Raw genomic sequence first — 21,444 nt, 5'->3', positions numbered from 1 at the left:
CGGTCACTCCCCTGTCCTTCTTCTGTTCTTCCGGCGCCCGGGCGCCGCTCAGGCCGTGGCCACGGCCTGCGGGCTGCGTTCCTGGTCCGACCCGGGCACGGGCTCGGACGGATCGGCGCCGAGAGCGACGATACGGTTCTCGGCGTCCACATGGACGACGCGGGGTTCGAGGGCCCGCGCCTCGGCGTCGGTCACCTGGGCGTAGCTGATGATGATCACGAGGTCGCCCGGGTGCACGAGGTGGGCGGCGGCCCCGTTGATGCCGATCACGCCGGACCCGCGCTCCCCCTCGATGACGTACGTCTCGAGCCGGGCGCCGTTGGTGATGTCGACGATGTGCACGAGCTCACCGGGCAGCAGATCGGCGGCGTCGAGCAGATCCGCGTCGATCGTCACGGATCCCACGTAGTGCAGGTCGGCCTGGGTGACGGTGGCGCGGTGAATCTTGGACTTGAACATGGTGCGCAGCACGTTGGACTCCTGGAAGTCGGCTCCCTGCCGGCTTTCTGCTGGTCAAGGGCGTCCTTCACTGTACACCGGCATGTCTTCGACCCGAAGGCTTCCCAGAACGTCGTGCGCCGTGGCGAGCAGGCTTCTCACCTGCGCGAGCTGCGCGAAGCAGGCTGCCACAACGGCGTCAACCGGGAGCATGTACGGACGACTGCCCCATGGGACCGGGGCAGTTCCCATGCTGCTTGCCTGCCGACTCACCTGGTGAGTCGGCAGGCAGGTCGAGATCCCCTGCACTCAGCGGCACATGCCGCGGGCCTCGACCCGTCCGTCGGTCACCCGCAGACGCTGGTGTGCGACGGGGTCGAAGAGCGGGCCGTCGTGGGTGATGACCAGGACGGCGGTACCGTTCCGTTCGCTCTCCTCGACCAGGAGGTCGACCGTCGTCCGGGCGGTCGGCGGGTCGAGTGCGGAGGTCACCTCGTCGCAGATCAACAGTGCGGGACGGGCCGTCAGCGCGCGGACCAGTGCGGCGCGCTGGAGCTGTCCGCCGGACAGGTCGGTCGGGCGGCGGGCGAGGTCGTCCGGGGCCAGGCCGAGCCGTCGGGCCAGTGCTTCCGCCTCCTCACACGCCTCGGCAGGGGCGAGCCCGCGCAGCAGCCGTGCGGTCAAGGTGAGCTGGCCGATGACCGGGCGGTACTCGTCGAAGGAGGCCCGCGCGTCCTGGTGCACGTACTGGACGGCACGCAGGGCCGCGCGGTCCCGGCGCTCCGTGGCGGCGGGGAGTACCGTGCCCCGGTGTTCGACCCGGCCCGTTGTGGCCGGGGTCAGTCCTGCGAGGGCGCGGGCCAGGGTGGTCTTGCCCGCACCCGAGGGTCCGGTGACGACGGTGCGGCTGCCGGGAGGCAGGGCCAGGTCCGTCGGGGCCAGTCGGGGACGGGCCGGGTCCTCACCGGCGACGGTGAGCCGGTGCGTGCGCACCCCGTCCGGAGCCCGTTCGGGTGCCGGCGGTGCGAGGGAGGGGCGAGAGCGCTCCCCCTCCCGCTTCTCCTGTGACGGTGCGGGAGTTCGTCCGGTCGTCTCAGGGCGTGCGGCCCTGCCGTCCTGCATCGCGACCGTCTCGTCGGCCAGTTCGGTGGCCAGGCGCGCATCATGGGTGATGAGCAGCAGCGCCGTGCCGTCGCTCACGAGGTCCCGCAGGGTGCGGGTGAGGAGCGCGGTCGTGTGCTCGTCGAGGCCGCTGGTGGGTTCGTCGAGGACGAGCAGCCGGGGGCGGGTGACCAGGGCCGTGGCCAGGGCCATGCGCTGCTGCTGTCCGCCGGAGAGGCGGTGCGGGTGCCGGCGGATGAGCGGCCCGTTCTCGGGGAGCCCGACGGAGCGCAGGGCCCGCCGGACGTCCTCGGCGGCGGCTCGGCGGCGGTTCCCGGCGGTGAGTGACGTGTTTCGTCCGTAGGTGAGAGCGGCGATTTCCCGCAGGACCGCTCCGACGCGTCTGGTCGGGTCGAGGACGGAGGCGGGGTCCTGGGGCAGGTGGGCGACGGTTCCGGCACGGGCGGCGCGCAGTTCGCGCGGTGGCAGGGCCAGGAGGTCGGTGCCGTTCAGGCGGACGCTGCCGGTGAGGGTGAGTCCGGTGCGGGCGAGGGCGAGGACGGCTAGGCCGAGGGTGGTCTTGCCGCTGCCCGAGGGGCCGACGAGGGCGAGGCAGCGGCCCGGTCGCAGCTCGAGGGAGACGTGGTGGAGCAGAGTGACGCCGGTGGCTGTGCGGGCGGTGAGCCCGTGGCAGACCAGGAGGGGTTCCGCAGCGGGTTCTGGCGAGGGCCGGCGGTCCAGGGGTTCGGTGGCGACCCGGTTGCCGCGCGCCGGGTCCGGGACGGAACGGACGGTCACCGGGCCGGACTCCGTGGCGGACGGATCCGCACCGCCGGCCCTCGGGGCCTGGCCCGCGAGGGCCGGGGAGCGGCGGGTCAGGCCCAGGAGACGGTCCGCGGTGAGGTTGCCGCCGACGGCGAGCGCGGTGAGCAGCACGGCCGGGACGAGGACCGCGTACGGCTGGAGGAACAGTGCCTCGGCGTTGCGCTCGATCAGGACGGCCCAGTCGGGTGCGTCGGTGGGCAGGCCCAGGCCGAGGAAGTTGGCGGAGGCCAGCAGTGCCAGGACGGTCGCGGCACGGTTGCCCGCGTCCGTGATCAGCGGTGCGCTCACCCGCCGTAGGACGTAGCGGCCGTGGATGTGGTGCCACGGCGCGCCCTGCATCCGCATGGCCTCCACCGCCGTACGGCATCCGGGGGCGAGGGCCGCGGCGCGGACCAGGCGGGTGACGGCCGGTACCTGTACCACCGCGGCGGTGACGACCAGGGTCGTGGCGTCCTGGTGTCCGGAGGCCGCGAGCGTCATCACCAGGAGGAGGGCGGGGAAGGCCAGCAGTACGTCCAGGGTCCGCATGATCGTCTCGTCGGCCCAGCGGCGGCGGGTGCCGGCCGCGAGGAGACCGAGCGGCAGGCCCACGGCGCAGGCGGCCAGGAGCGCGGCGAGCGTCATGACCAGCACGGACCGTCCGCCGCTGAGCACGAGCGCGAGGACGTCCCGGCCGAGGACGTCGGTGCCCAGGACGTGGCCCGCGCCGGGCGGCAGGAGCGGTGCGGCGTCGGGGGCGGTGGAGCCGGCGAGGCCGGGGCCGACGACGGCGAGCAGCACCGGTACGCCGAGCAGCACGAGGGCGAGTCCGTCCAGGCACGCGGCGCCGGGACGGCGCAGGCGGGGGCCGGGCGGGGAGACGGTCACGCGCGTTCCTCCCGTTGCGGGGTCAGCCGGGCCACGGTCAGGTCGGCGAGGAGGTTGGCGGTCAGCGCGGTCGCCGCGAACAGCAGGGCGTAGCCCTGGACGGCCGGGACGTCGCGGTCCTGCACGGACTCGACGAACCCGGTGCCGAGGCCGCCCACGGCGAACAGCGACTCGACGACGACGGTGCCACCGAGCAGTCCGTCGACGCAGCGCGCCAGTTGCTGCACGGCGGGGGCGAGGCAGCCGGGCAGGACGTGCCGGAGCACGATGGTGCGCTCGGGCAGGCCGAGCAGGCGCAGGTGCCGGACGACGGGACCGCCCACCTGTGCGGCGACACCGATGCGCACCTGGCGGGCGAGATCGCACAGTTGCCGGGCGACCAGGACGCCGACGGGCAGGACCAGGACGGCCGGCTCGGTGAGGATCCCGGTGCCGCGCAGGCCGGCGGCGGTCGCGGGCAGCAGCCCGAGGCCGACGCTGAGCCAGGCGGTCAGCAGCAGGCCGAGGACGAACTCCGGTACGGCGTGGAGGGCCAGGGCCGAGGCGTTGAGGGCCCGGTCCGCGAACGATCCTTCCCGCAGCCCGGTCAGGACGCCCAGCGTCAGGGCCAGCGGAACGAGGACCGCCAGTGCCGCGCCGGCCAGGACCGCCGTCGCCGCGAACCTGCTGCCGATCTCGTCCGTGACGGGCAGACCGGTGACCAGGGAGTGCCCGAGGTCGGCGTGGCCCAGGTCGGTGACCCAGTGGACGAACCTGGTCCAGGCCGGTTGGTCCAGCCCGAGTTCGGCACGGGCCAGGCGCTGCTGTTCGGGGGTGCCCTGTTCGCCGAGGACGGCGTCCACGGAGTCTCCGGGCAGCAGCGAGGTGAGGACGAACACGGCGACCAGTACGAAGGCGGCCTGGAGCAGCGCCGTCGCCGTCCTGGTCAGCGTGTACCCGGCGGTGTTCGAGAGACCACGGCGGTGTCCTCGGGGGTACGGCGGGTCGGCGCCGGATGCGGTTGCGGGCGGCGTCTGCGGCCGGTACGGCGTCACGTACGGCGCGCCCTCAGCTGAGCTTCACGCGGTCGAAACGGGCCCAGTCGCGGGAGTTGGGCGGTGCCGCCCGCAGTCCGGTGACCGCGTCGCTGTGGCCGATGTTCCAGTCGCTGAACGCCCACACCAGTTGGCCGTCGCGGTCCCGGGCACGGCGCTGGGCGCGGTCGAGGAGTTCCAGGCGGGTCTTCTCGTCGCGGGTGGCGGTGGCCTGGGCGAGCAGCCGGTCGAAGGTGGCGTCCGCGTATCCCGTGAGGTTGTTCGCGGCGCCGCTGCGCAGCCGGGACCGCAGGTGGGTGACGACGGGGAGGGTGGCGGTGCGGCTGTGGAAGGCGACGCCCTTGTCCTTGACCTCGCCGAAGTAGGTGGCGGCGGACCGGACGTGCGGGGTGACCTTCAGGCCGATGTCCTTGAGCTGGTCGGCGATGAGGGTGGAGGCGTTACGCCAGGTGGGGTCGGCGTCGCTGGTCTCCAGGGCGACGGCGAGTCCCTCGGCGCCGGCCGCCTTGACCAGGGCGCGGGCACGGTCGACGTCGCGTTCGCGCGGGGCCAGGTCCTCGGGGTAGGCGCGCAGCCCCATGCCGAAGAGGTCGTTGCCCGCGGTGCCGTGGCCGGACAGGGCGACCTCGACGAGCCGGTCCCGGTCGAGTCCGAGGGTGAACGCCTGGACGAGACGGGCGTCGTCGAAGGGGGCGCGGGACAGCCGCAGCAGCACGGCCTGCATGGTGCTGAGCCTGCTGCGCAGGACCGCGAGACCGTCGCGGCCGGTGACGCGGCTCGCGGAGGCCGCCGTCAGGTCGTGCGCGTAGTCGACCTGGCCGGACAGCAGGGCGTTGAGGCGGGCCCGCTCGTCGTTGACGGGCACGAATTCCAGTTCCTCGATGTGCGGTCCGCCGTCCCAGTGGTCGGCCCAGGCGGTGAAGAGGGCCTTGCCGCCCGGCGTGAAGGAGCGGTACCGGAAGGGGCCGGAGCCGACGGGCCTGGCGAAGTTCTTGGTGTCCTTCGGGACGATCTCGGTGCCGGGGGCGCCGAGGGCCGCCGGGAACTCGAAGTCGGGCGCCGTCAGGACGAGGGTGAGGTCGCGGTTTTTGGCGGTGCTCGCCGCGAAGTCGACGCCGGAGAAGAGCTGCTGTGCGGCGGCTCCGGTGGCGGGGTCGGCCATGCGCCGGTAATTCCACAGGACGTCGGCGGCGGTGACGGGGCTTCCGTCGTGGAAGCGGGCGTCGGAGCGCAGCCGTACCGTCCAGCGGCTGCCGGACCGGTCGCTCTCCCAGCTCTCGGCGAGCCGGGCCTGCACGGACATGTCGTCCTTGTACGTGAGCACGCTGTCGTACAGCGCCTTGGCGCGGGCCTGGTCGACGAAGAGCGGCGCGATGTGCGGGTCGAGGGTCTCCTGCGAGCCGCCCGCGCTGAACGCGGCGCGCAGCCTTCGGCCGCCCGACGAGCCTCCGTCACCGCCGGCTGAGCAGCCCGCCAGAAGGGTTCCGGCGGCGAGGGCTCCCGCCCCGGTGAGCAGGCGACGGCGCGCGAAGGAGGATGTCATGGGCTGCTGGGCCTTCCCCTGGTCGCCGGACGGGTCCCCGGGGCGAGGCGCTGCGCAGGCCGTGGGCGAGGGCCGTGACGCGCATCATGAACCTCTTCCTGGGGAGTCCACGCCCCGGACGGTCGGTGGAGCGACGGGCCAGTCTCCTGGCTGCCGGATCACCGCTCGCCCCGCCTTCCGGCCGTACGGCCGTGGCGTATGGGGTTCGCTCCCCGGTCACAGTGGCGGGACCGCGCCGGATTCGCACCGGCTTCCTGGTTCCCGTCGCTCATGTGTACGGCCCGCATTATGCCGGACCGGCCTGGCGCGGCCCGTGGCCGGGCACCGCACAGGGTGATGAGCCGCGCGGTGCGAGGCCCCCCAGGGCCGTTTCCGGCTGCTTTCCGGCTGCTTTACGGCGCCCCCGACGCCCGCCTGCCCCGAGCTGTCGGAGGCGACCGGCGCCACCGCGGGTGCGCGTGTCAGGCCGCGGCGCTCTCGGCCACCTCGTATCCCGCCTCCACGATCGCCGCGCGCAGCCGGGTGTCGTCCAGGTCGGTGCCGTCGACGGCGACCGATCCCGCGGCGACATCGACGTCGACACCGGTGACTCCAGGGACCTGGGAGATCTCCTCGGTGATGCTTGCGGCACAGTGCCCGCAGCTCATGCCGGTGACGAGGTACTTACGGGTCATGGCGCGACTCCTGGGTGCGACGAGGCGTACGTACGCCTCTTGGTACGGATGCACCGGGACGACAGTTCATCCGGTGCTGTCCGTCACTCAGTCGCCGTGTTCCCCGCCCGAGTTCCCGCCTGTGTCACGGGTCACCCGTCCGGGCGGACGTGCCCCTCGGCCTGCCGGCGGTCCTGCGTGCCCCGACGGCACGCTCGGCGGACGGCCGTCAGGCCGTCGCGATGCCGTCCAGCTTGCCGGCCTTCGCCTCCTCCACGAGGGAGGCGAACTGTACGGCGCTCATCTCGACGCGCTGACCGAAGTCGTCGGTGAGCAGCACGCGGCGCTCCTCGGGCGCGCTCGGGTCGACGAACAGCTGCGGGCAGCCGCAGTCGCAGTTTCCGCAGAAGGTGGCCAACGGCTCAAGACCGGTGATGTCGCTCATGGTGTGCTCCCTGACGGGGACGGATCGGGCACCGCTGGAAGACTTACCCCGGGCCCGCGAGGCGACGCGCCCCCATGCCCGGTGGCCGAAGCACGGTGCCGCGCTCTCCTGCGCCGGTCCGCCCCCGGTGCTTCCGTTGTCCCGGGGCCCGCGGGAACCACGTGCGGGTCTCGAACGACCAACTGAGGGGAGGCCCCGTTCCCTTCGCCCCGGAGCCTGACGCGCATACTCAGGTTCTTCCGTCGCCCCGCGGGCTTCCGCCGTCGGCGAGGGGCCGTGCCGCGTAGGTGATGCGGACGACTCCGTCCGCGTGCAGGTCGGTGCCGGCGTTGACTCCGAAGACCCGCGCCAGGAGTTCCGGTGTGAGCACGTCCAGCACCGGCCCGGCCGCCACCACCGTTCCCTCGCACAGGACGACCAGGTGGTCGCAGAGCCGGGCGGCGAGGTCGAGGTCGTGCAGCACGGCGAGGGTGGTGACGCCGGTGGCGCGGATGAGGTCGAGGAGTTCGAACCGGGCGCGGATGTCGAGGTGGTTGGTGAGTTCGTCGAGGACCAGGAGCTGTGGGTTCTGGGCCAACGCGCGGGCCAGCAGGACGCGTTGGCGTTCGCCGCCCGACAGGGAGGCGTAGTCCCGGTCGGCGAAGGGCCGTACGCCGCAGCGGTCGATGGCCTGCGACACGGCCATGTGGTCCTCTTCCCCGTCGCGGCCGAGCAGACCGTGGTGGGGGGCGCGGCCGAGGGCCACGATCTCGGTGACGGTCAGTCCGGTGGTGTTGGCGCCGGCGTCCTGGAGGACGGCGGCCGTGCGGCGGGCCGCGGCGCGGGGCGACAGGTCCCACACGTCGTCCTCGCCCACTCTGACCGCTCCGCCCGCCGGGCGCAGCGAGCGGTAGACGGTGCGCAGCAGGGTGGACTTGCCGCTGCCGTTGGGGCCGACGAGGCCGACGATGTCGCCCTTGCGGGCCTCGAGGCTCACGTCCCGCAGGATCGGGGTGCGGTCCAGGGTGATGTGGAGCCGGTCGACGACGAGTTTCATGCGGTCAGTCCAAACCCTTGTTGCGGCGCAGCAGCCACAGGAAGAAGGGAGCGCCGAGGAGGGCGGTGAGGATGCCCAGCGGCAGTTCGTTGGGGCGGTTGACGGTGCGGGAGAGCAGGTCCACGAGTACCAGGTAGAGGGCTCCCAGCAGGGCGGTCAGGGGCAGCAGGCGGCGGTGGTCGGCGCCGGTGGTCAGCCGCACCAGGTGGGGAATCATCAGGCCGACGAAGCCGATGCTGCCCGCGACGGCGATGACCGTGCCGGTCAGCAGGGCGCTGAGGACGAGCAGGACCGCCCGTAGCCGGTTGACGTCGACGCCGAGTGCGGTGGCCGACTCGTCGCCGGCCAGCAGGACGTTGAGGCGGCGGCCGAAGAGGGACAGCAGGACGGTCGTGACGAGGACGACCACGGTGACCGTGGGGATCTGGTCCCATGTGGCGCCGGCCACGCTGCCCAGCATCCAGAACATGACCGTCCGCAGCTCGGTCGGGGTCGCCTGGAGCTGGACGAAGCTGGTCGCGGACAGGAAGACGTAGCCGATGGCGACGCCGGCCAGCACCAGGCGGACCGGTGCCAGTCGTCCCCGCCGCTGCCCGAGGGCGAAGACGAGCGCGCCCGCGGCCACCGCGCCGAGGAAGGCCGCCGCGGACACCCCGAGACCGGCGAGGGCTGCGCCGCCGCCGAGGGTGATGACGAGGACCGCGCCGAGTGTGGCGCCGTAGGAGAAGCCGAGCACGATGGGGTCGGCGAGCGGGTTGGACACCACGGTCTGCAGGACCGCCCCGGTCACCGCGAGTCCGGCGCCGACCAGGGCCGCCAGGACCACGCGGGGGGTGCGGAAGTCCCAGACGATCTGGTCGAGTGCCGGGTCGGAGGGGGCCGTATCCGCGCCGGTGACGTGGTGGAGCACGACCGCCCACACGTCACCGAGGGGGATGTTGACCGCGCCGATGCTGATGGCCACCACCATCGTCGCGGCCAGCGCGACGGGCAGGAGGGTGAACGCCAGCATGATCCTGAGACGGCTCAGAAGGCGTCGGGGTGCAGCATCTTCGCGATCTTCTCCACGGCCAGGTCGTTGCTGGGACCGAGGTACATCGAGTCGGACAGCGTCACGTACGTGTTGTTCCTGGCGGCCGGCCACTGGGGGAACTCCTTGAGCAGTTTCTTGGCGTACGCCGCCGGGTCCGGGTCGTTGTAGCCGATGACGACGAGGGCGTCGACGTCGGTGGCGGCGACCTTTTCCTTGCTCAGGTCGGCGAAGGAGCCCTCGGAGGCGTTCTCGAAGGCGTTGGCGCCGCCGGCCTTGGCGAGGATGTCGTTGTAGATGCCCTTGGCGACGACCGAGCTGAAGTCGTTGCCGCCCATGGACATGTTGGAGAAGAGCACCATGACCTTGGGCTTCTTCTTCCCCCGCACCTTGTCCGCGACGGCCGCGATCTTCTTCTCGGAGGCGGCGATCAGCTTCTCCGCCTTGTCGCCGGTGTTGAAGACCTTGCCCATGTCGCGCAGCAGCCGGTAGCTGTCGGCGATGGTCATCCTCGACGTGTCCTGGTCGCAGCCCTGCGGGGAGATGTAGCTGTTCGCGTCGACGGCTTCGAGCTGGTCGCGGGTGGCGAAGCCGTTCTTCTCGTCGAAGCCGTAGGCCGTGGTGGACAGGACCAGGTCGGGGCGCAGGCCGATCATGGTCTCGCGGGGGACGTCGAAGGCGTCGTTCTGCGTGACGTCGCCGTCGGGGAGCTTCTTGATGGCCTCCGCGCGGCCGGGGACCTCGGAGTGGCCGTAGGTCTGCTGGTTGGCGACGATCCTGTCGTCCAGGCCGAGGGCGAGGAGCGTGGAGACTTCGGCGACGGAGGCGCCGTTCATGACGACGACCCGGCTGGGGGCTTTCTCGAAGGTCTGCTTGCGGCCGCAGTTGTCGAGGGTGACCGGGTAGCCGTTCCCCGACGCGGCCGCCTCGGTCGTCGAGTCACCCGCCTTGTCGTCGGTGGAGGAGCCGCATGCCGCCGTGAGGAGGCAGAGGGCTGCGGCCAGGGCGGTGGCGACCGGCCGGTTCATCGGCATGCGGGCTCCTTGGGTGAGGGTCGTGCTCATGCGCTGGTGACTTTCCGTTGCAGTAGTCGGGGGCAAGTGGCCGAGGGTTCCTGGCTCTTGCGGACTATTCGGCGGCGGTCCCGGAACGGGACACCGGCCTGCGGGCCGGGGCGGGCAGCACGCCCGCTGTCACGCAGTGGTCCAGGTAGCGGAAGAACAGGTCGCGGTCGACGGGCCGGCAGGTGATGCCGGTCCCCTCCAGACCGGCGCGGACCCGGTCGGCGCGGACGTGGCCGAGGCGCAGTTCGGACGCGGTGGCCGGGTCGGCGGGGCCGGTTCCAGTGGAGTCGAAGAAGGCGAGTGTCGTGGCCGCGGCAGCGGCCGTACGGGGCAGTTGCTCACGCCAGCGCGCCAGTGGCAGGGAGCGTACGGAATAGCCGTAATCACGCACCCAGTCGTAGACGTCCGCGAGCCGGACCCGAGGCAGTGTGGCGTGGTTGAAGACCGGGCCCGAGGCTCTCGCGTTCGGTTCGAGGGACAGGTGAACGAGGGAACTCGCCACGAAGTCCGCAGGAGTCCAGATCTCGTCCTCGAACAACTCCGGGACGATTCCCTCGGGTACGCCCGCGCGCAGTACACCCCACAAGAAGTCCCGCTTGTTGACGTGTCCCGTGTCGGCCGGTCCGACGACCCGGCCGAGCCGGTGGACGGTGACGGGCAGACCGCGTTCGGCCGCCTGCTCCAGCAGCCGCTCGGAAGCCCACTTGGACTGCTGGTAGCCGTGGCGCAGGCCCTCATGGGCGGCCAGGAACGCTTCCGGTATGTCCGGGCCGTGGGTGGCCGGCGGGGCCACGGAAAGCGTGGAGACGTAGTGCAGCGGTGTCGTGTTGACGGCGGCGAGGCGCAGCAGTTGCCGGGTGGACTCGACGTTGGCGGCACGCAGGGTGGCGTAGTCGCGCAGGATGCTGACGGTCGCGGCGTTGTGGAAGATCGCGTCGCAGCTCGTGGCGAGGTCGGACAAGGTCCCTTGTGGCAGGCCGAGGCCGGCGCGGGCGAGGTCCGCGGGCAGTGCCTTCAGCCGGACCGACGCACCGCGGTCGAGGGTGATGCCGTGCGAGGTCAGGGACGCGTGGAGGCGGTCGGTGGCGTCGGACGCGTCGGCCGCGCGGACCGTGCACACGACTTCGGCCTCGGTGACGGTCAGCAGCCGGGCCAGCAGATGGGCGCCCACGAACCCCGTCGCCCCGGTGAGCAGGACACGCCGGGGCGTGCCGTGGGAAGCGCGGGGGGTGCCGGGCCGGATGCCCGGGTCGAGCCGGGTGTCGGCCAGGAGGGTGGGCGGGAGCGCCGAAGGGGTGGCGCCGGGCTGCTCCTCGTGGGTGAGGAAGCGGGCCAGGGCCTCGGCGGTGGGGTGTTGGAAGAGCCAGGCGACCTTCACCTCCCGGCCGAGTTCCACGCCGAGCCGGTTGGCGGCCTGGATGACCTGAAGTGACTGGGCTCCCAGGTCGAAGATGTCGTCGTCGACCGCTACGGCGTCGACACCGAGTAGCCGGCGCCAGGCGTCGGTGATGGCCCGCTCCAGTGGACTTCCGGCAGTCGGCGGCCGGTGCGCGGACGGTACGGCGAGCGAGGCCCGGTCGATCTTTCCGGAACCGGTGCGGGGCAGCCGGCCGACGAACTCGACGGCGGAGGGGATGATCCCGGCGGGGAGTCTGGCCCGCAGGTGCTCGCGGAGGTCGGCGGCGGACGGCGCCGGTCCCTCGGCGACGAGGTGGGCGACCAGGCGCCGGGTGCCGTCCGGCAGCATCTGCCCGGCGACGGCCGCCTCCCGGACCCCGGGGTGGGAGAGCAGCGCGCTCTCCACCTCGGACGGCTGCACCCGGTGACCGCTGATCTTGAACTCGCTGTCGGTCCGGCCGAGGTGGCGCAGTTGTCCGTCCTCGCCGATGCGGACCAGGTCCCCGGTGCGGTAGGCGCGAGGGGCGTCCGGCAGGGCGGTGAGCGGGGCGAAGCGCGCGCTGTCCGGGACATCGGGCTGGTACCCGTCGGCGAGGGTGGGGCCCAGCAGGTACAGCTCGCCGCCGAGCACGGCGGCGCGGGTGCCGGGCAGCGGCAGGCCGATGGGGGCGTCTTCGGCGTCGGGGCCGGGGGCGTGCAGGTCGGCGACGGTGGCGACCACGGTGGCCTCGGTCGGGCCGTAGGTGTTCAGCAGCGCGACCGAGGTGCCGACTGCCCTCCGCCAGCGCCGGACGCGTTCGGGCAGGGCCGCCTCGCCGCCGATGACGACGGTGCGTACCGATCCGGGGAGGGCGGCGGCGCCGGTGGAGAGCGTATATGCCAGCTCGTGCCAGTAGGCGGTGGGCAGGTCGAGGACGGTCACCCTCAGCCGGGCGCAGGCGTCGAGAAAGCCCGGGACCGACTCGGTCATGTCGTCGGTGCGGATCACCAGGGTGGCGCCGGCACACAGAGTCAGGAAGATCTCCTCGACGCTGGCGTCGAAGTGCAGCGGGGCGAACTGCAGGACGCGGTCCTCACGGCGCAGGCCGTAGCGGTGGGTGGCCGCGGCGACGAAGTGGGCCAGCGCCGCGTGGCCGACCCGCACGCCCTTGGGGCGGCCGGTGGAGCCGGAGGTGTGCAGGACGTACGCGAGGTCCGTGAGGTTGGGGGCCGCCGGGCGGACGTCCGGTCCGTGCGGCTCGGCGCCGTCACGGGAAGCGGGGCCGGGACGGAACGGGGCGGCGGCACCGTGCGGCCCGGGTCGTCCTGGGGCGGGCGGTGCCGGGGTGCCGGCCGGACCGGGGCCCGCTTCGGGCAGCGCGATCACGGGCTGGTCCGTGAAGTCGGCCGCGCGGTCCTCGGTGGTCAGGACCAGTGCGGGAGCCGTGTCCGCGAGCAGGCGGGCGGTACGGTCGGCGGGTGCGTGGGGGTCGAGGGGGCAGTAGGCGGCCCCGGACATGAGGACGCCGAGCACCGCGGTGACGGCCTCGTTGCCCCGGGGCAGTGACACCGCCACCAGGTCACCGGAGCCGACGCCCCGAGCGGCCAGCCGGCGGGCGATGTCCCGTGCCGCGCCGAAGAGCTGGGCGTAGGTGAGGCTCTCTCCGGCGTGCTCGACGGCGACGGCCGCGCCCCGGCGGGCCGCGTGGTCGGCGATCAGGCTGAGCACCGGACGGGCGGGGGCGAGCAGCGGGCCGCCGTCGAGGACGGGAACCTTTCCGTGAGAATCCTTTCCGTGGGAATCCTTTCCGTGGGATTCCGGTGCGCCGAGCGGCCGGTCCGGTCCGGTGAGCGCCTCCCGCAGCAGGGCCAGCAACCCCTCCTGAAAGGCGCCCGTCTCGCCCTCGGTGTACAGGTCGGGGTTGGCGTCGACCGCGATGCGCAGGCCGGTTCCGTCGCCGCGGTCGTAGACGTTGACCGCCAGGTCGTCGACAGGCCCCGCGGACACGTTGTGGACGGTGCTGGAGTGCCCGTCGAACTTCAGGTCGTACTCGAAGGGCATGATGTTCACGCCCGGTCCGGACAGCCGACGCCGGCCGCCCACCAGTTTCAGGTCGCGGCGCAGTTGCTCGTAGCGGTAGCGCTGGTGGGGCAGTCCGGCGCGCAGTTCGCGCGAGACGCGGGGCGCGAGGTCGCGCAGGCTGTCGTCGGGGGCGACGGGGACGCGCAGGGGCAGGATGTTGCGCACCATCGCCGGCACGCGCAGCGAGACCGAGCCGAGGCGTCCCATCGCCGGCAGGCTCAGCACGATCTCCGGGGCTCCGGTGAGCCGGTGCAGGTGGGCGGCGGTCACCGCGAGCAGCACCTCCGACCAGGTGACCGACAGGTCGCGGGCGACCGTGCGCAGTCGCGTCGCCGCCGAGGGGTCGAGGTCGGTGACGTGGCGATGGAAGGTGCGGGCGGGCAGGGCCGAGCGGTCTGCCGGGGTGGCCACCGGCGGGTGGTCGGCATAGCGGCCGGTCCAGTAGGTCCGGTCCCTGTCGTGGCGCGCCGACGCGCGGTAGGACGCTTCCTCCTCGAGGACGGACTCCAGGGTGCCGAACCCGCTCGCCGGTACGGGGGCTGCCACCATGAGGGCGCTGTACACCTCGGCCACCCTGCGGGCCACGAGGGAGAGGCCGAAGCCGTCGAGGGCGATGTGGTGGACGCGGTGGTACCAGAGGTGCTCCCTCGGTCCGGTGCGCAGCAGGGCGTGGCCGAAGACCGGGCCGCGGGCGAGATCGACGGGGCGGGCCATGTCCTGGTCCATCCAGGCCAGTGCCGCGGCGTGCGGATCCGGCTCGGCGATGAGGTCCGCGATGTGGGTGCGCCAGTCGCCGACGTGGGTGGGGATCTGCCGGGGGCGGCCGGAGTCGTCGGTGTCGAAGGTGACGTTAAGGGCCTCGGTCTCGGCCACGACAAGGTGCAGGGCCCGGTCGAACACGGCCGGGTCGACCGGACCGGCGATGCGCAGGTACTCGGCGGTGTTGTACGCCGGGCTGTCCGTGTCGAGTTGCTGGCCGGCCCAGATGCCCTCCTGGGCGGCCAGCAGCGGACGGTGCTCGGGCGAGGGCGTGGTCGGGCGTTCAGGCGTCGGCATGGTCCGCCCCTCGCGTGCGTTCGGTGAGCAGTTGCCACCACTGGGCGAAGGAGGTGCGTTCGGCGAGGTCGACGAAGGTGACGTCGGCGCCCGCCGCCTGCCAGCGCTCCAGCAGGGTGACGATGCGCAGCGAGTCCAGTCCCGCGTCCAGCGGGCTGTCCTCCAGGTCGACTTCGCCGGGCTCCAGGAACAGGCATTCCGCGAGGTCCGCGCGGAAGCCGTCCAGGGTGATGGGTTCGGGCATGGGGGCTCTCTCTCGGTGACTCGTCCGGTGGTGTGCCGGTCCTCACCGGCTTGCGGGGGGGTCGGCCGGCACGGCAGCGGCGCGGGTGGACCGTCAGTTGACCTTGCGTGCGGCGTCGCTCCAGAAGCGGTCGCGCAGTTCGCGGCGGAGGATCTTGCCGCTGGGGTTGCGCGGGACGTGGTCGGTGAACTCGTAGCTCGCGGGCAGCTTGAACGCCGCGAGGCGCGGGACGAGGAAGGTGTGCAGGTCCCGGGGGCTGGGCCGCTCTCCGGCCGCAGGCACGACGAAGGCGTGCACCTTCTCGCCCCAGCGTTCGTCGGGGATGCCGACGACCACGGCCTCCCCCACACCGGGATGGTGTTCCAGGGCGTTCTCGATCTCGGCGGGGTAGACGTTCTCGCCGGCCACGAGGATGGCGTCCTTGATCCGGTCGCGGATGAAGACGTAGCCGTCCTCGTCGAGGTATCCGGCGTCACCGGTGTGGATCCAGCCGTCGACGAGCGTTTCAGCCGTCCTGTCGGGCAGTCCCCAGTACTCGACCATCCGGGCGGGGGTGTGCAGGCAGACCTCCCCCACCCCACCCGGGGGGAGTTCGCGCCCCTGGTCGTCGATCACCTTCGCGCGTACGCCGGGATAGGGACGTCCCGCGGCCTGCATCAGCGGTCCGCCCGGGACGTGCGCCGCCGGGGGCAGGCAGACGGCGGTGTTGCCGGTCTCCGTCAGCCCGTAGATCTGGGCGAACTCGCAGTCCAGGACGGCGAGGCTCTCCTCCAGCAGGGCCTCGGAGATCGGTGAGCCGCCGTAGACGGTCTTGCGCAGGGTGGTGAAGTCCGCGGCGCTCACCCCGGGTTCGGTGAGCATCATGCGGAGCATGGCGGGGACCACGCAGGCAGTGGTGATGCCGAGGTCGCGGATCAGGTCCACCGCCTGCCGGGCGGCGAAGGCCCGCATCGCCACCACGGTCGTACCGGCGTTGAAGTTCTGGGTGGCCCACCACAGTCCGCCGACGTGGAAGCCGGGTATGCCGATCAGCGCGAGGTCGCCCGCCCGCCAGTCGATCCAGTCCAGCCCCTCTCGGGCGAGACCGTCGCGGATCGCGAAGAAGCTGCGATGGGCGAGGACGACACCCTTGGGCAGGCCCGTGGTCCCACTGGTGTAGAGCTGGGCGACCGGGGTGTCGGGAGTCGCCTCGAACTCCGGCTCGGTGTCCGGGTGTTGTGCACGCCAGGTGACGATCGTGTGCACCGGTACGACGGTCTCGGGCGGCTCGGTCGGCATGCCCGCCACGATCGGGGCGAACTCGTCGTCCAGGAACAGCAGCCGGGTGCCGGAGTCCTGGAGGATGTGGCTCACCTCGGGCGCCGTCAGCCGCCAGTTGACCGGGACCAGCACGGTGCCGGTCTTGGCGCAGGCGAAGAGGGCCTCGTAGTAGTGCTCGGACTCCTTGCCCAGGTAGGCGACCCGGTCGCCCTCGCCGAGGCCCGCGGCCCGCAGGGCGTGGGCCATGCGGTTGCCGGCGCGGTGCAGGTCCGCGTAGGTCAGGGTGCGGTCCTCGCAGATCACCGCCGTGGCCTCGGGCTGCCGGGCCGCGTGGAAGCGGGCGGTGTGGACCAGGGTGCTCAGTTCGGGGTGGTGGAGCCTCGCGCCCTGGGGCTGCGGCACCGTGGATGTCTCCATGAAAGCTGTGCCTCCGGTGTTCAGGGGACGTTGACGAACGCGAGGGTGGCCTCTCCGTCGCACCGGCCGCCTCGGGCGTCCTGGTAGCGGAACGCGGTCCGGGCGTGGAGGAAGGGGCTGCCGCCGGCGGGGGTGCGCCGGGTCACGGAGCGGAATTCCAGGTCCCCCGTGAAGGCGCGGGGGTCGACGGGCCGCCGGAAGTTCGCGGCGAAGCGGGCGATGAGGATGTCCGGCAGCTGGTGGCGCCAGAAGTCGTCCAGGGTCCAGTTCTCGAAACCGGTCAGCAGCCCTTCCTGCACGGACTTCGCGACCAGGTAGTACATCATCTGGTTGTAGGCGATGTTGACCTCGACCGCGTTCAGGTGGCCGGTGTCGTCGATGTAGCAGGACTCGGCGATCGCGAACGCGCAGCGCGCGGAGGCGAGTTGCGCGGTGGCCGTGACCTCGGCGGACTTCAGGTACCTGCAGTTCTGCTTGTAGGGCGTCAGGACCCTGGCGAGCAGTTCGTCGTCGGTGCGGAAGGTCCGGCCCTCGGTCCGGGTGGCTCCTGGGTCGGTGGCGGGCGCGGTCATGCGGCGGGCATCCCGTCGTGGAGCCGGCGCTCGTCGTGGACGGTGACGCGGTGGGAGACGGTGGGCTCCGGGGTGGTGGTGTGGCGGGCGCGGTGGACGAGGCTGCGGTTGTCCCAGACCAGCAGGTCGCCCTTCTCGAAGCTCTGGAGGTGGATGCCCTCGTGAGCGAAGGTCTCGTCGAGCTGGCCCGTGGCCTCGAAGAGGCGCTTGAGCAGGTCCTCGTCGAGGGGGTTGCCGTCCGCGTCCTCGATGCCGACGGTGAAGCCCTCGCTGAGGTAGAGCACGGTCTCGCCGGTCATGGGGTGGGTGAAGGTGGTGGGCTGCACGACCGGCGGGGTCTTCGTCTCGACCTCGTCGAGGATCTCGGAGATCGGGCGGTAGACGTCGTGGGGGCGGATCTTGAAGTACTTGCGCACGGAGTGCCGGCAGCGCGTTCCGGTGATCTCCTTCACCAGTGCCTCGGGCAGCCGCTCGTACGCTCTGCCCATGTCGATGAAGTAGGTGCCGCGGTTCCTCGCGGGGACGACCTGGGGGTGGATGAGGGTGATACCGAAGGGGTCGGGCATGAACTGGTAGTCGGCGTGCCAGAACTTGCCGGTCTTCGGCACGCCGATCTGTCTGCCGTTCTCGGGGACGTTGGAGGAGACGAATATCTCCGGGACGTCGGGGTGCCGGTACATGGGTTCGTAGTAGGTCTCGGGGCGGCCGAGGCGCCGGCCCAGGGCGAGGAACTGCCGCGGGGTGAGGTCCTGGCCCTTCAGGACGGCGATCTTCTTGGTGTAGACGGCCTCCTTGAGGGCCTGGACGTCCGCCTCCGAGGCCGTGGTGTGGTCGAAGTCCTCGACGGTGACGCCGAGCGTGGCGCCGGGCTGGTCCTTGATCTGCATGGTGCGGGTCCTCTTCCGGGATTCAGACGTCGGTGGTGCGACGGGTGTCGACCAGGTCGGCGAGCCGGCCGAGGGTGAGGTCGGGCCGGAGTTCGTCGTCGCCGACGGTGACGCCGAGGTCGCGTTCGATGCGGATGCTGATCTCGACGGTGGTCAGGGAGTCCACGTCGAGCGTCCCGAGGGTGGCCTCGGGGCGGATCAGGTCGGCGGGTACGTCGTGCAGCGTGACGATGACGTCGACGATCTGCTCGTAGGTGGTCATGGGCGGGTCCGTTCCGGTTGCGGCTGTGCGGTGAGCGAGGGCGAGGTCATCAGGCAGGAGCCCCAGGTGAGGCCGCCGCCGAAGGCGGTGAGCAGGAGGCGGTCGCCGGGACGGATCCGCTCCTGGGCCACGGCGTCGGCGAGGGCGAGCGGGATGGAGGCGGCGCCGGTGTTGCCGACGGCGTCGAGGTGGGCGACGCAGCGTTCCCTGGGCAGGCCGAGGTCGTCGGCGACGGAGTGCAGGATGCGCAGGTTGGCCTGGTGGGGGACGAAGTGGTCGATCTCGTCAATCTTCCGGCCGGCCCGCTCCAAGGTCGTCCGGGCCGATGCGGCCATCCTGGTCACGGCATGCCGGTACACCTCCTTGCCGCGCATCGCGAAGTGCCGCTCGGCGTGCGTCGGTTCGGAGCCGGCCGACCGCTGGCGGGAGCCACCTGCCGCGACGGTGATCAGGTCCTCGTGGGCTCCGTCGCTGCCGAGGTCGAAATGGCCGACCGCACCGGGCTCGCCGGCCTCTCCCGCGCGCAGCACGACCGCTCCGGCACCGTCACCAAAGATGATCGCGTTGGTGCGGTCCAGCGGGTCGACGATGGTGGAGTAGGTGTCGGCGCCTATCAGCAGGACCCGGCGGGCGACACCGGTGGCGATCAGCCCGGCGGCCGTGGCGAGGCCGTACACGAATCCGGTGCACACCGCCCCGACGTCGAAGGCCGCGGCGCCCGTCAGACCAAGACGGGTGGCCACCACGGGCGCGGTCGCGGGGCAGGGGCGGTCCGGGGTGGTCGTCGTGACGATCACCGCGTCGGCGGACTCCGACCCGGACGAACGCAGCGCGCGCCGTCCGGCCTCGACGGCGAGGTCGGAGGTGGCCTGGCCGGCCTCGACGATGTGACGCCGACGGATTCCCGTACGGGTGCGGATCCACCTGTCGTCGGTGTCCAGCCGCGTGGCGAGATCGTCGTTGGTGACCACGCGGGGCGGCACCCATCCGGCCAGTCCGCACAGGACGGCCGCCGGACCGGGCCGGCTGGGGTTGTCGCTGGGCACAGCTCTTCTCCTCATGGGGTGAGAAGGGACGGGTACGCCGTCTAGGCGGCGGTCGTGGTTCGGCGCAGGGCCAGGACGAGCGGTACGCCACAGCACAGGACGGCCGCGACCGCGAACACGGCGCCGCGTATCCCGGTCAGCAGGTCCTCGCCCGCCGGCCCCTGGCCGGCACCCGACGACAGGGCGACCAGCAGGGCGAGGCCCACCGCACCGCCCACCTGGAGCGTCGTGGAGGCCATACCCGAGGCCACGCCCTGGTCCCGGGCCGCGATCCCGGAGGCGGCCATGATCCACATCCCGGTCCAGGCGGCCCCCTGGCCCAGCCCGAGCAGCACGATGCCGGGCAGCAGCAGGGCGTACGAGCCGTCCCCGGTGAGCGCGAGTCCGAGCGCGGCGGCTCCCGTCGCGCCCAGGGCCAGGCCGCCGACGAGCATGCGGCGTACCCCGACCTTGGCGACGGCCCTCTCACCGGCCTGGGTTCCCAGTGCGGTCACCACGGCCGGGACGAGGAACGCCAGGCCGGTCGCGAACGCGCCGTAGCCGCGCACGTTCTGGAAGTACAGGGTCATGAAGTAGGGCAGCGAGCTGAAGGTGGCGCTGTACAGGGCGGTGACGCCCATCGCTGTGGTCAGGCCCCGGTGGGCGAAGAGCCGGGCCGGGACCAGCGGATCGCGGGAGCGGGTCTCGACGAGAGCGAAGGTACCCAGGAGCGTGACGGAGAGTGCGGCGCACAGGAGGGTGACCGGGCTGGTCCACCCTGCCTCCGGCGCGTGAACCAGGAGGACCACGAGCAGGGTGATGCCGCCGGTGGCCGCCAGGGCGCCGACGAGGTCGAACTGCCGGGAGCCTGCGCGCGGTCCGTCCTCGGGGAAGAGCCGCAGTCCCGCCCACGCCAGCCCCGCCGCCACGGGCACGTTGACGAAGAACACCGACGGCCAGCCGAACGCCTCGACGAGCACTCCGCCCAGCAGCGATCCGAAGCACAGTCCCCCGGCCCCCGCAGCGCCCCAGACGGCCAGGGCCCGGTTCCGGTCCGGTCCCTCCTCGTAGATCGTGTTGATCAGGGCGAGGGTGGCCGGGAACAGCAGCGAGCCGCCGATCCCCTGCACGGCACGCATCGCGACCAGCAGCCACGCTGTCCCCGACAATCCGCCCACCAGGCTCGACCCCGCGTAGACGAGGGCCGCGGCGACGAAGGTGCGGCGCCGGCCCAGCAGATCGGCCGCCCGACCGCCCAGCAGAAGGAAGCCACCCGTCGTCACGACGTAGGCGCTCACGACCCACTGCAGGTCGTGCGCGGAGAACCCGAGACCGGTGCCTATCTCCGGCAGGGCCACGTACACGATGTTGTAGTCGAGGGCGATGACCAGCTGGGCCAAAGCCAGAACCATGAGAGACAGCCGTGTCCCCACCGGTCGAGAACTCCTCCCTGACAAAGGAATGCGCGAAAACTTCTGCGGAGCGAGTGCGGCACAAGGCCGTCAGAGATCCCCCATGAGGCGTCGGATCTCCGTGATCAGCACCGTGAGGGCCCGGCGTTCCGGAACCGTGGTTTCCGGGTGCCACAGGTCCACCAGCAGGCAGGTGCGCGGCCTGCTGCCGCCGTTGCGCGCCTCGTGCTCGAAGGAGTAGTCGAACAGCAGACATCTCCCCTCTTCCCAGGAGCGCTTCTCCCCCGCCACGGTGATGCTGCAGCCCTCGGGGATCTCGACGGCGAGATGCAGATTGATGCTGAAGTTCCACAGGTCGCAGTGGGGTGCGATCACCGCCCCCGGCAACAGGGTGGAGAAATGGCTCTCCAGCAAGGGACAGATCTTCTCGGTGCCGACAGCGCATTCTTCGAGGACCTTGTAGGCGGTGGGCACCGTGTCCGCCGCATCCGCGACCATCCCGCCGCCCCGGTAGAGGTAAAGGGCCTGCCAGTCCTCCTGCCGGGTCAGATAGTGCTCGTAGTCCGAGAAGACGCCCCGGCGCCCCGCCCAGGCCGCGGCCAGCTCCTCCTTGATCACCGGATGGGCGGCTTCGAACGCCTCCACGACCGGAACCAGTTCCGGATGCCCTCTCGGATCGTGCCAGGGCGTCGGGGAGAGTCCGGGAAGGACCCACTTGGCTCCCCTTTGGAGGGGGTGACGCGCCCCGCCTCCCCCGGGCTCCAGCATCCGCTCCACACGGCGGAGGGAGTCCGTGCCGTGATCCGCCCTGAT

Annotated in this window: 18 protein-coding genes and 1 riboswitch; all 18 genes read right to left on the bottom strand. The window is 72.2% G+C overall.

All coding sequences use genetic code 11. The features are described from left to right. Nucleotides 1–48: 48 nt before the first annotated feature. The gene (gene panD, locus ACFOSY_RS12825) at nucleotides 49–471 is read right to left on the bottom strand and encodes an aspartate 1-decarboxylase (protein WP_006131763.1); all 423 of its coding nucleotides are present in this window, start codon (nucleotides 469–471) and stop codon (nucleotides 49–51) included. Between the two features lie 276 nt (nucleotides 472–747). Then, complete coding sequence (locus tag ACFOSY_RS12820; protein WP_394306895.1) at nucleotides 748–3,231, bottom strand: ABC transporter ATP-binding protein/permease; 2,484 nt, start codon at nucleotides 3,229–3,231, stop codon at nucleotides 748–750. Further along, entirely contained in the window at nucleotides 3,228–4,265 is a 1,038-nt protein-coding gene (locus tag ACFOSY_RS12815; protein WP_394306894.1) for an ABC transporter permease, read from the bottom strand. Before ACFOSY_RS12815 ends, ACFOSY_RS12820 begins: the two co-directional genes overlap by 4 nt. A 13-nt stretch (nucleotides 4,266–4,278) precedes the next feature. Next, nucleotides 4,279–5,808 carry an ABC transporter substrate-binding protein gene (locus ACFOSY_RS12810; protein WP_394306893.1) on the bottom strand — a complete coding sequence of 510 codons (1,530 nt, stop codon included), beginning with the start codon at nucleotides 5,806–5,808 and terminating at the stop codon, nucleotides 4,279–4,281. A gap of 121 nt (nucleotides 5,809–5,929) precedes the next feature. Next, nucleotides 5,930–6,108, bottom strand: a riboswitch (cobalamin riboswitch). Between the two features lie 161 nt (nucleotides 6,109–6,269). Then, entirely contained in the window at nucleotides 6,270–6,482 is a 213-nt protein-coding gene (locus tag ACFOSY_RS12805) for a heavy-metal-associated domain-containing protein (RefSeq protein ID WP_394306892.1), read from the bottom strand. A gap of 208 nt (nucleotides 6,483–6,690) precedes the next feature. Then, complete coding sequence (locus tag ACFOSY_RS12800) at nucleotides 6,691–6,906, bottom strand: hypothetical protein (RefSeq protein ID WP_394306891.1); 216 nt, start codon at nucleotides 6,904–6,906, stop codon at nucleotides 6,691–6,693. A gap of 229 nt (nucleotides 6,907–7,135) precedes the next feature. Next, nucleotides 7,136–7,942: an ABC transporter ATP-binding protein gene (locus ACFOSY_RS12795; RefSeq protein ID WP_394306890.1), complete on the bottom strand. Its 807-nt coding sequence runs from the start codon at nucleotides 7,940–7,942 to the stop codon at nucleotides 7,136–7,138. Nucleotides 7,943–7,946: 4 nt separating this feature from the next. Beyond that, nucleotides 7,947–8,912: a FecCD family ABC transporter permease gene (locus ACFOSY_RS12790; protein WP_394307356.1), complete on the bottom strand. Its 966-nt coding sequence runs from the start codon at nucleotides 8,910–8,912 to the stop codon at nucleotides 7,947–7,949. A 56-nt stretch (nucleotides 8,913–8,968) separates the two neighbouring features. Next, nucleotides 8,969–10,006, bottom strand: a complete 1,038-nt coding sequence (locus ACFOSY_RS12785) for an ABC transporter substrate-binding protein (RefSeq protein WP_394306889.1) — start codon at nucleotides 10,004–10,006, stop codon at nucleotides 8,969–8,971. 94 nt (nucleotides 10,007–10,100) lie between these two features. Next, the gene (locus ACFOSY_RS12780) at nucleotides 10,101–14,552 is read right to left on the bottom strand and encodes an amino acid adenylation domain-containing protein (RefSeq protein ID WP_394306888.1); all 4,452 of its coding nucleotides are present in this window, start codon (nucleotides 14,550–14,552) and stop codon (nucleotides 10,101–10,103) included. Further along, on the bottom strand, nucleotides 14,539–14,796 hold the full coding sequence (locus ACFOSY_RS12775) for a phosphopantetheine-binding protein (protein ID WP_394306887.1): 258 nt from the start codon (nucleotides 14,794–14,796) through the stop codon (nucleotides 14,539–14,541). The genes ACFOSY_RS12780 and ACFOSY_RS12775 overlap by 14 nt, the downstream gene beginning before the upstream one ends. A 93-nt stretch (nucleotides 14,797–14,889) precedes the next feature. Then, nucleotides 14,890–16,473 carry a fatty acid--CoA ligase gene (locus ACFOSY_RS12770; protein ID WP_394306886.1) on the bottom strand — a complete coding sequence of 528 codons (1,584 nt, stop codon included), beginning with the start codon at nucleotides 16,471–16,473 and terminating at the stop codon, nucleotides 14,890–14,892. Between the two features lie 20 nt (nucleotides 16,474–16,493). Continuing rightward, nucleotides 16,494–17,045, bottom strand: a complete 552-nt coding sequence (gene scoD, locus ACFOSY_RS12765) for a (2E)-enoyl-ACP glycyltransferase (protein WP_394306885.1) — start codon at nucleotides 17,043–17,045, stop codon at nucleotides 16,494–16,496. Next, a complete protein-coding gene (scoE, locus tag ACFOSY_RS12760; protein WP_394306884.1) occupies nucleotides 17,042–17,932 on the bottom strand; it encodes a (3R)-3-[(carboxymethyl)amino]fatty acid oxygenase/decarboxylase in 891 nt (296 codons plus the stop codon). Before scoE ends, scoD begins: the two co-directional genes overlap by 4 nt. 22 nt (nucleotides 17,933–17,954) lie before the next feature. After that, entirely contained in the window at nucleotides 17,955–18,194 is a 240-nt protein-coding gene (locus ACFOSY_RS12755) for an acyl carrier protein (protein WP_394306883.1), read from the bottom strand. Continuing rightward, nucleotides 18,191–19,240, bottom strand: a complete 1,050-nt coding sequence (locus ACFOSY_RS12750) for a beta-ketoacyl-ACP synthase III (RefSeq protein ID WP_394306882.1) — start codon at nucleotides 19,238–19,240, stop codon at nucleotides 18,191–18,193. The genes ACFOSY_RS12755 and ACFOSY_RS12750 overlap by 4 nt, the downstream gene beginning before the upstream one ends. Before the next feature lie 41 nt (nucleotides 19,241–19,281). Next, entirely contained in the window at nucleotides 19,282–20,631 is a 1,350-nt protein-coding gene (locus ACFOSY_RS12745; protein ID WP_394306881.1) for an MFS transporter, read from the bottom strand. 90 nt (nucleotides 20,632–20,721) lie between these two features. Beyond that, a complete protein-coding gene (locus ACFOSY_RS12740; protein WP_394306880.1) occupies nucleotides 20,722–21,276 on the bottom strand; it encodes an aspartyl/asparaginyl beta-hydroxylase domain-containing protein in 555 nt (184 codons plus the stop codon). Nucleotides 21,277–21,444 lie beyond the last annotated feature (168 nt).

It is taken from the genome of Streptomyces lusitanus, assembly GCF_042647945.1.
GTDB lineage: Bacteria > Actinomycetota > Actinomycetes > Streptomycetales > Streptomycetaceae > Streptomyces > Streptomyces pseudogriseolus.
The sequence above is the reverse complement of the archived record's forward strand: the minus strand, read 5'-3'. Positions and strand labels throughout refer to the sequence as shown.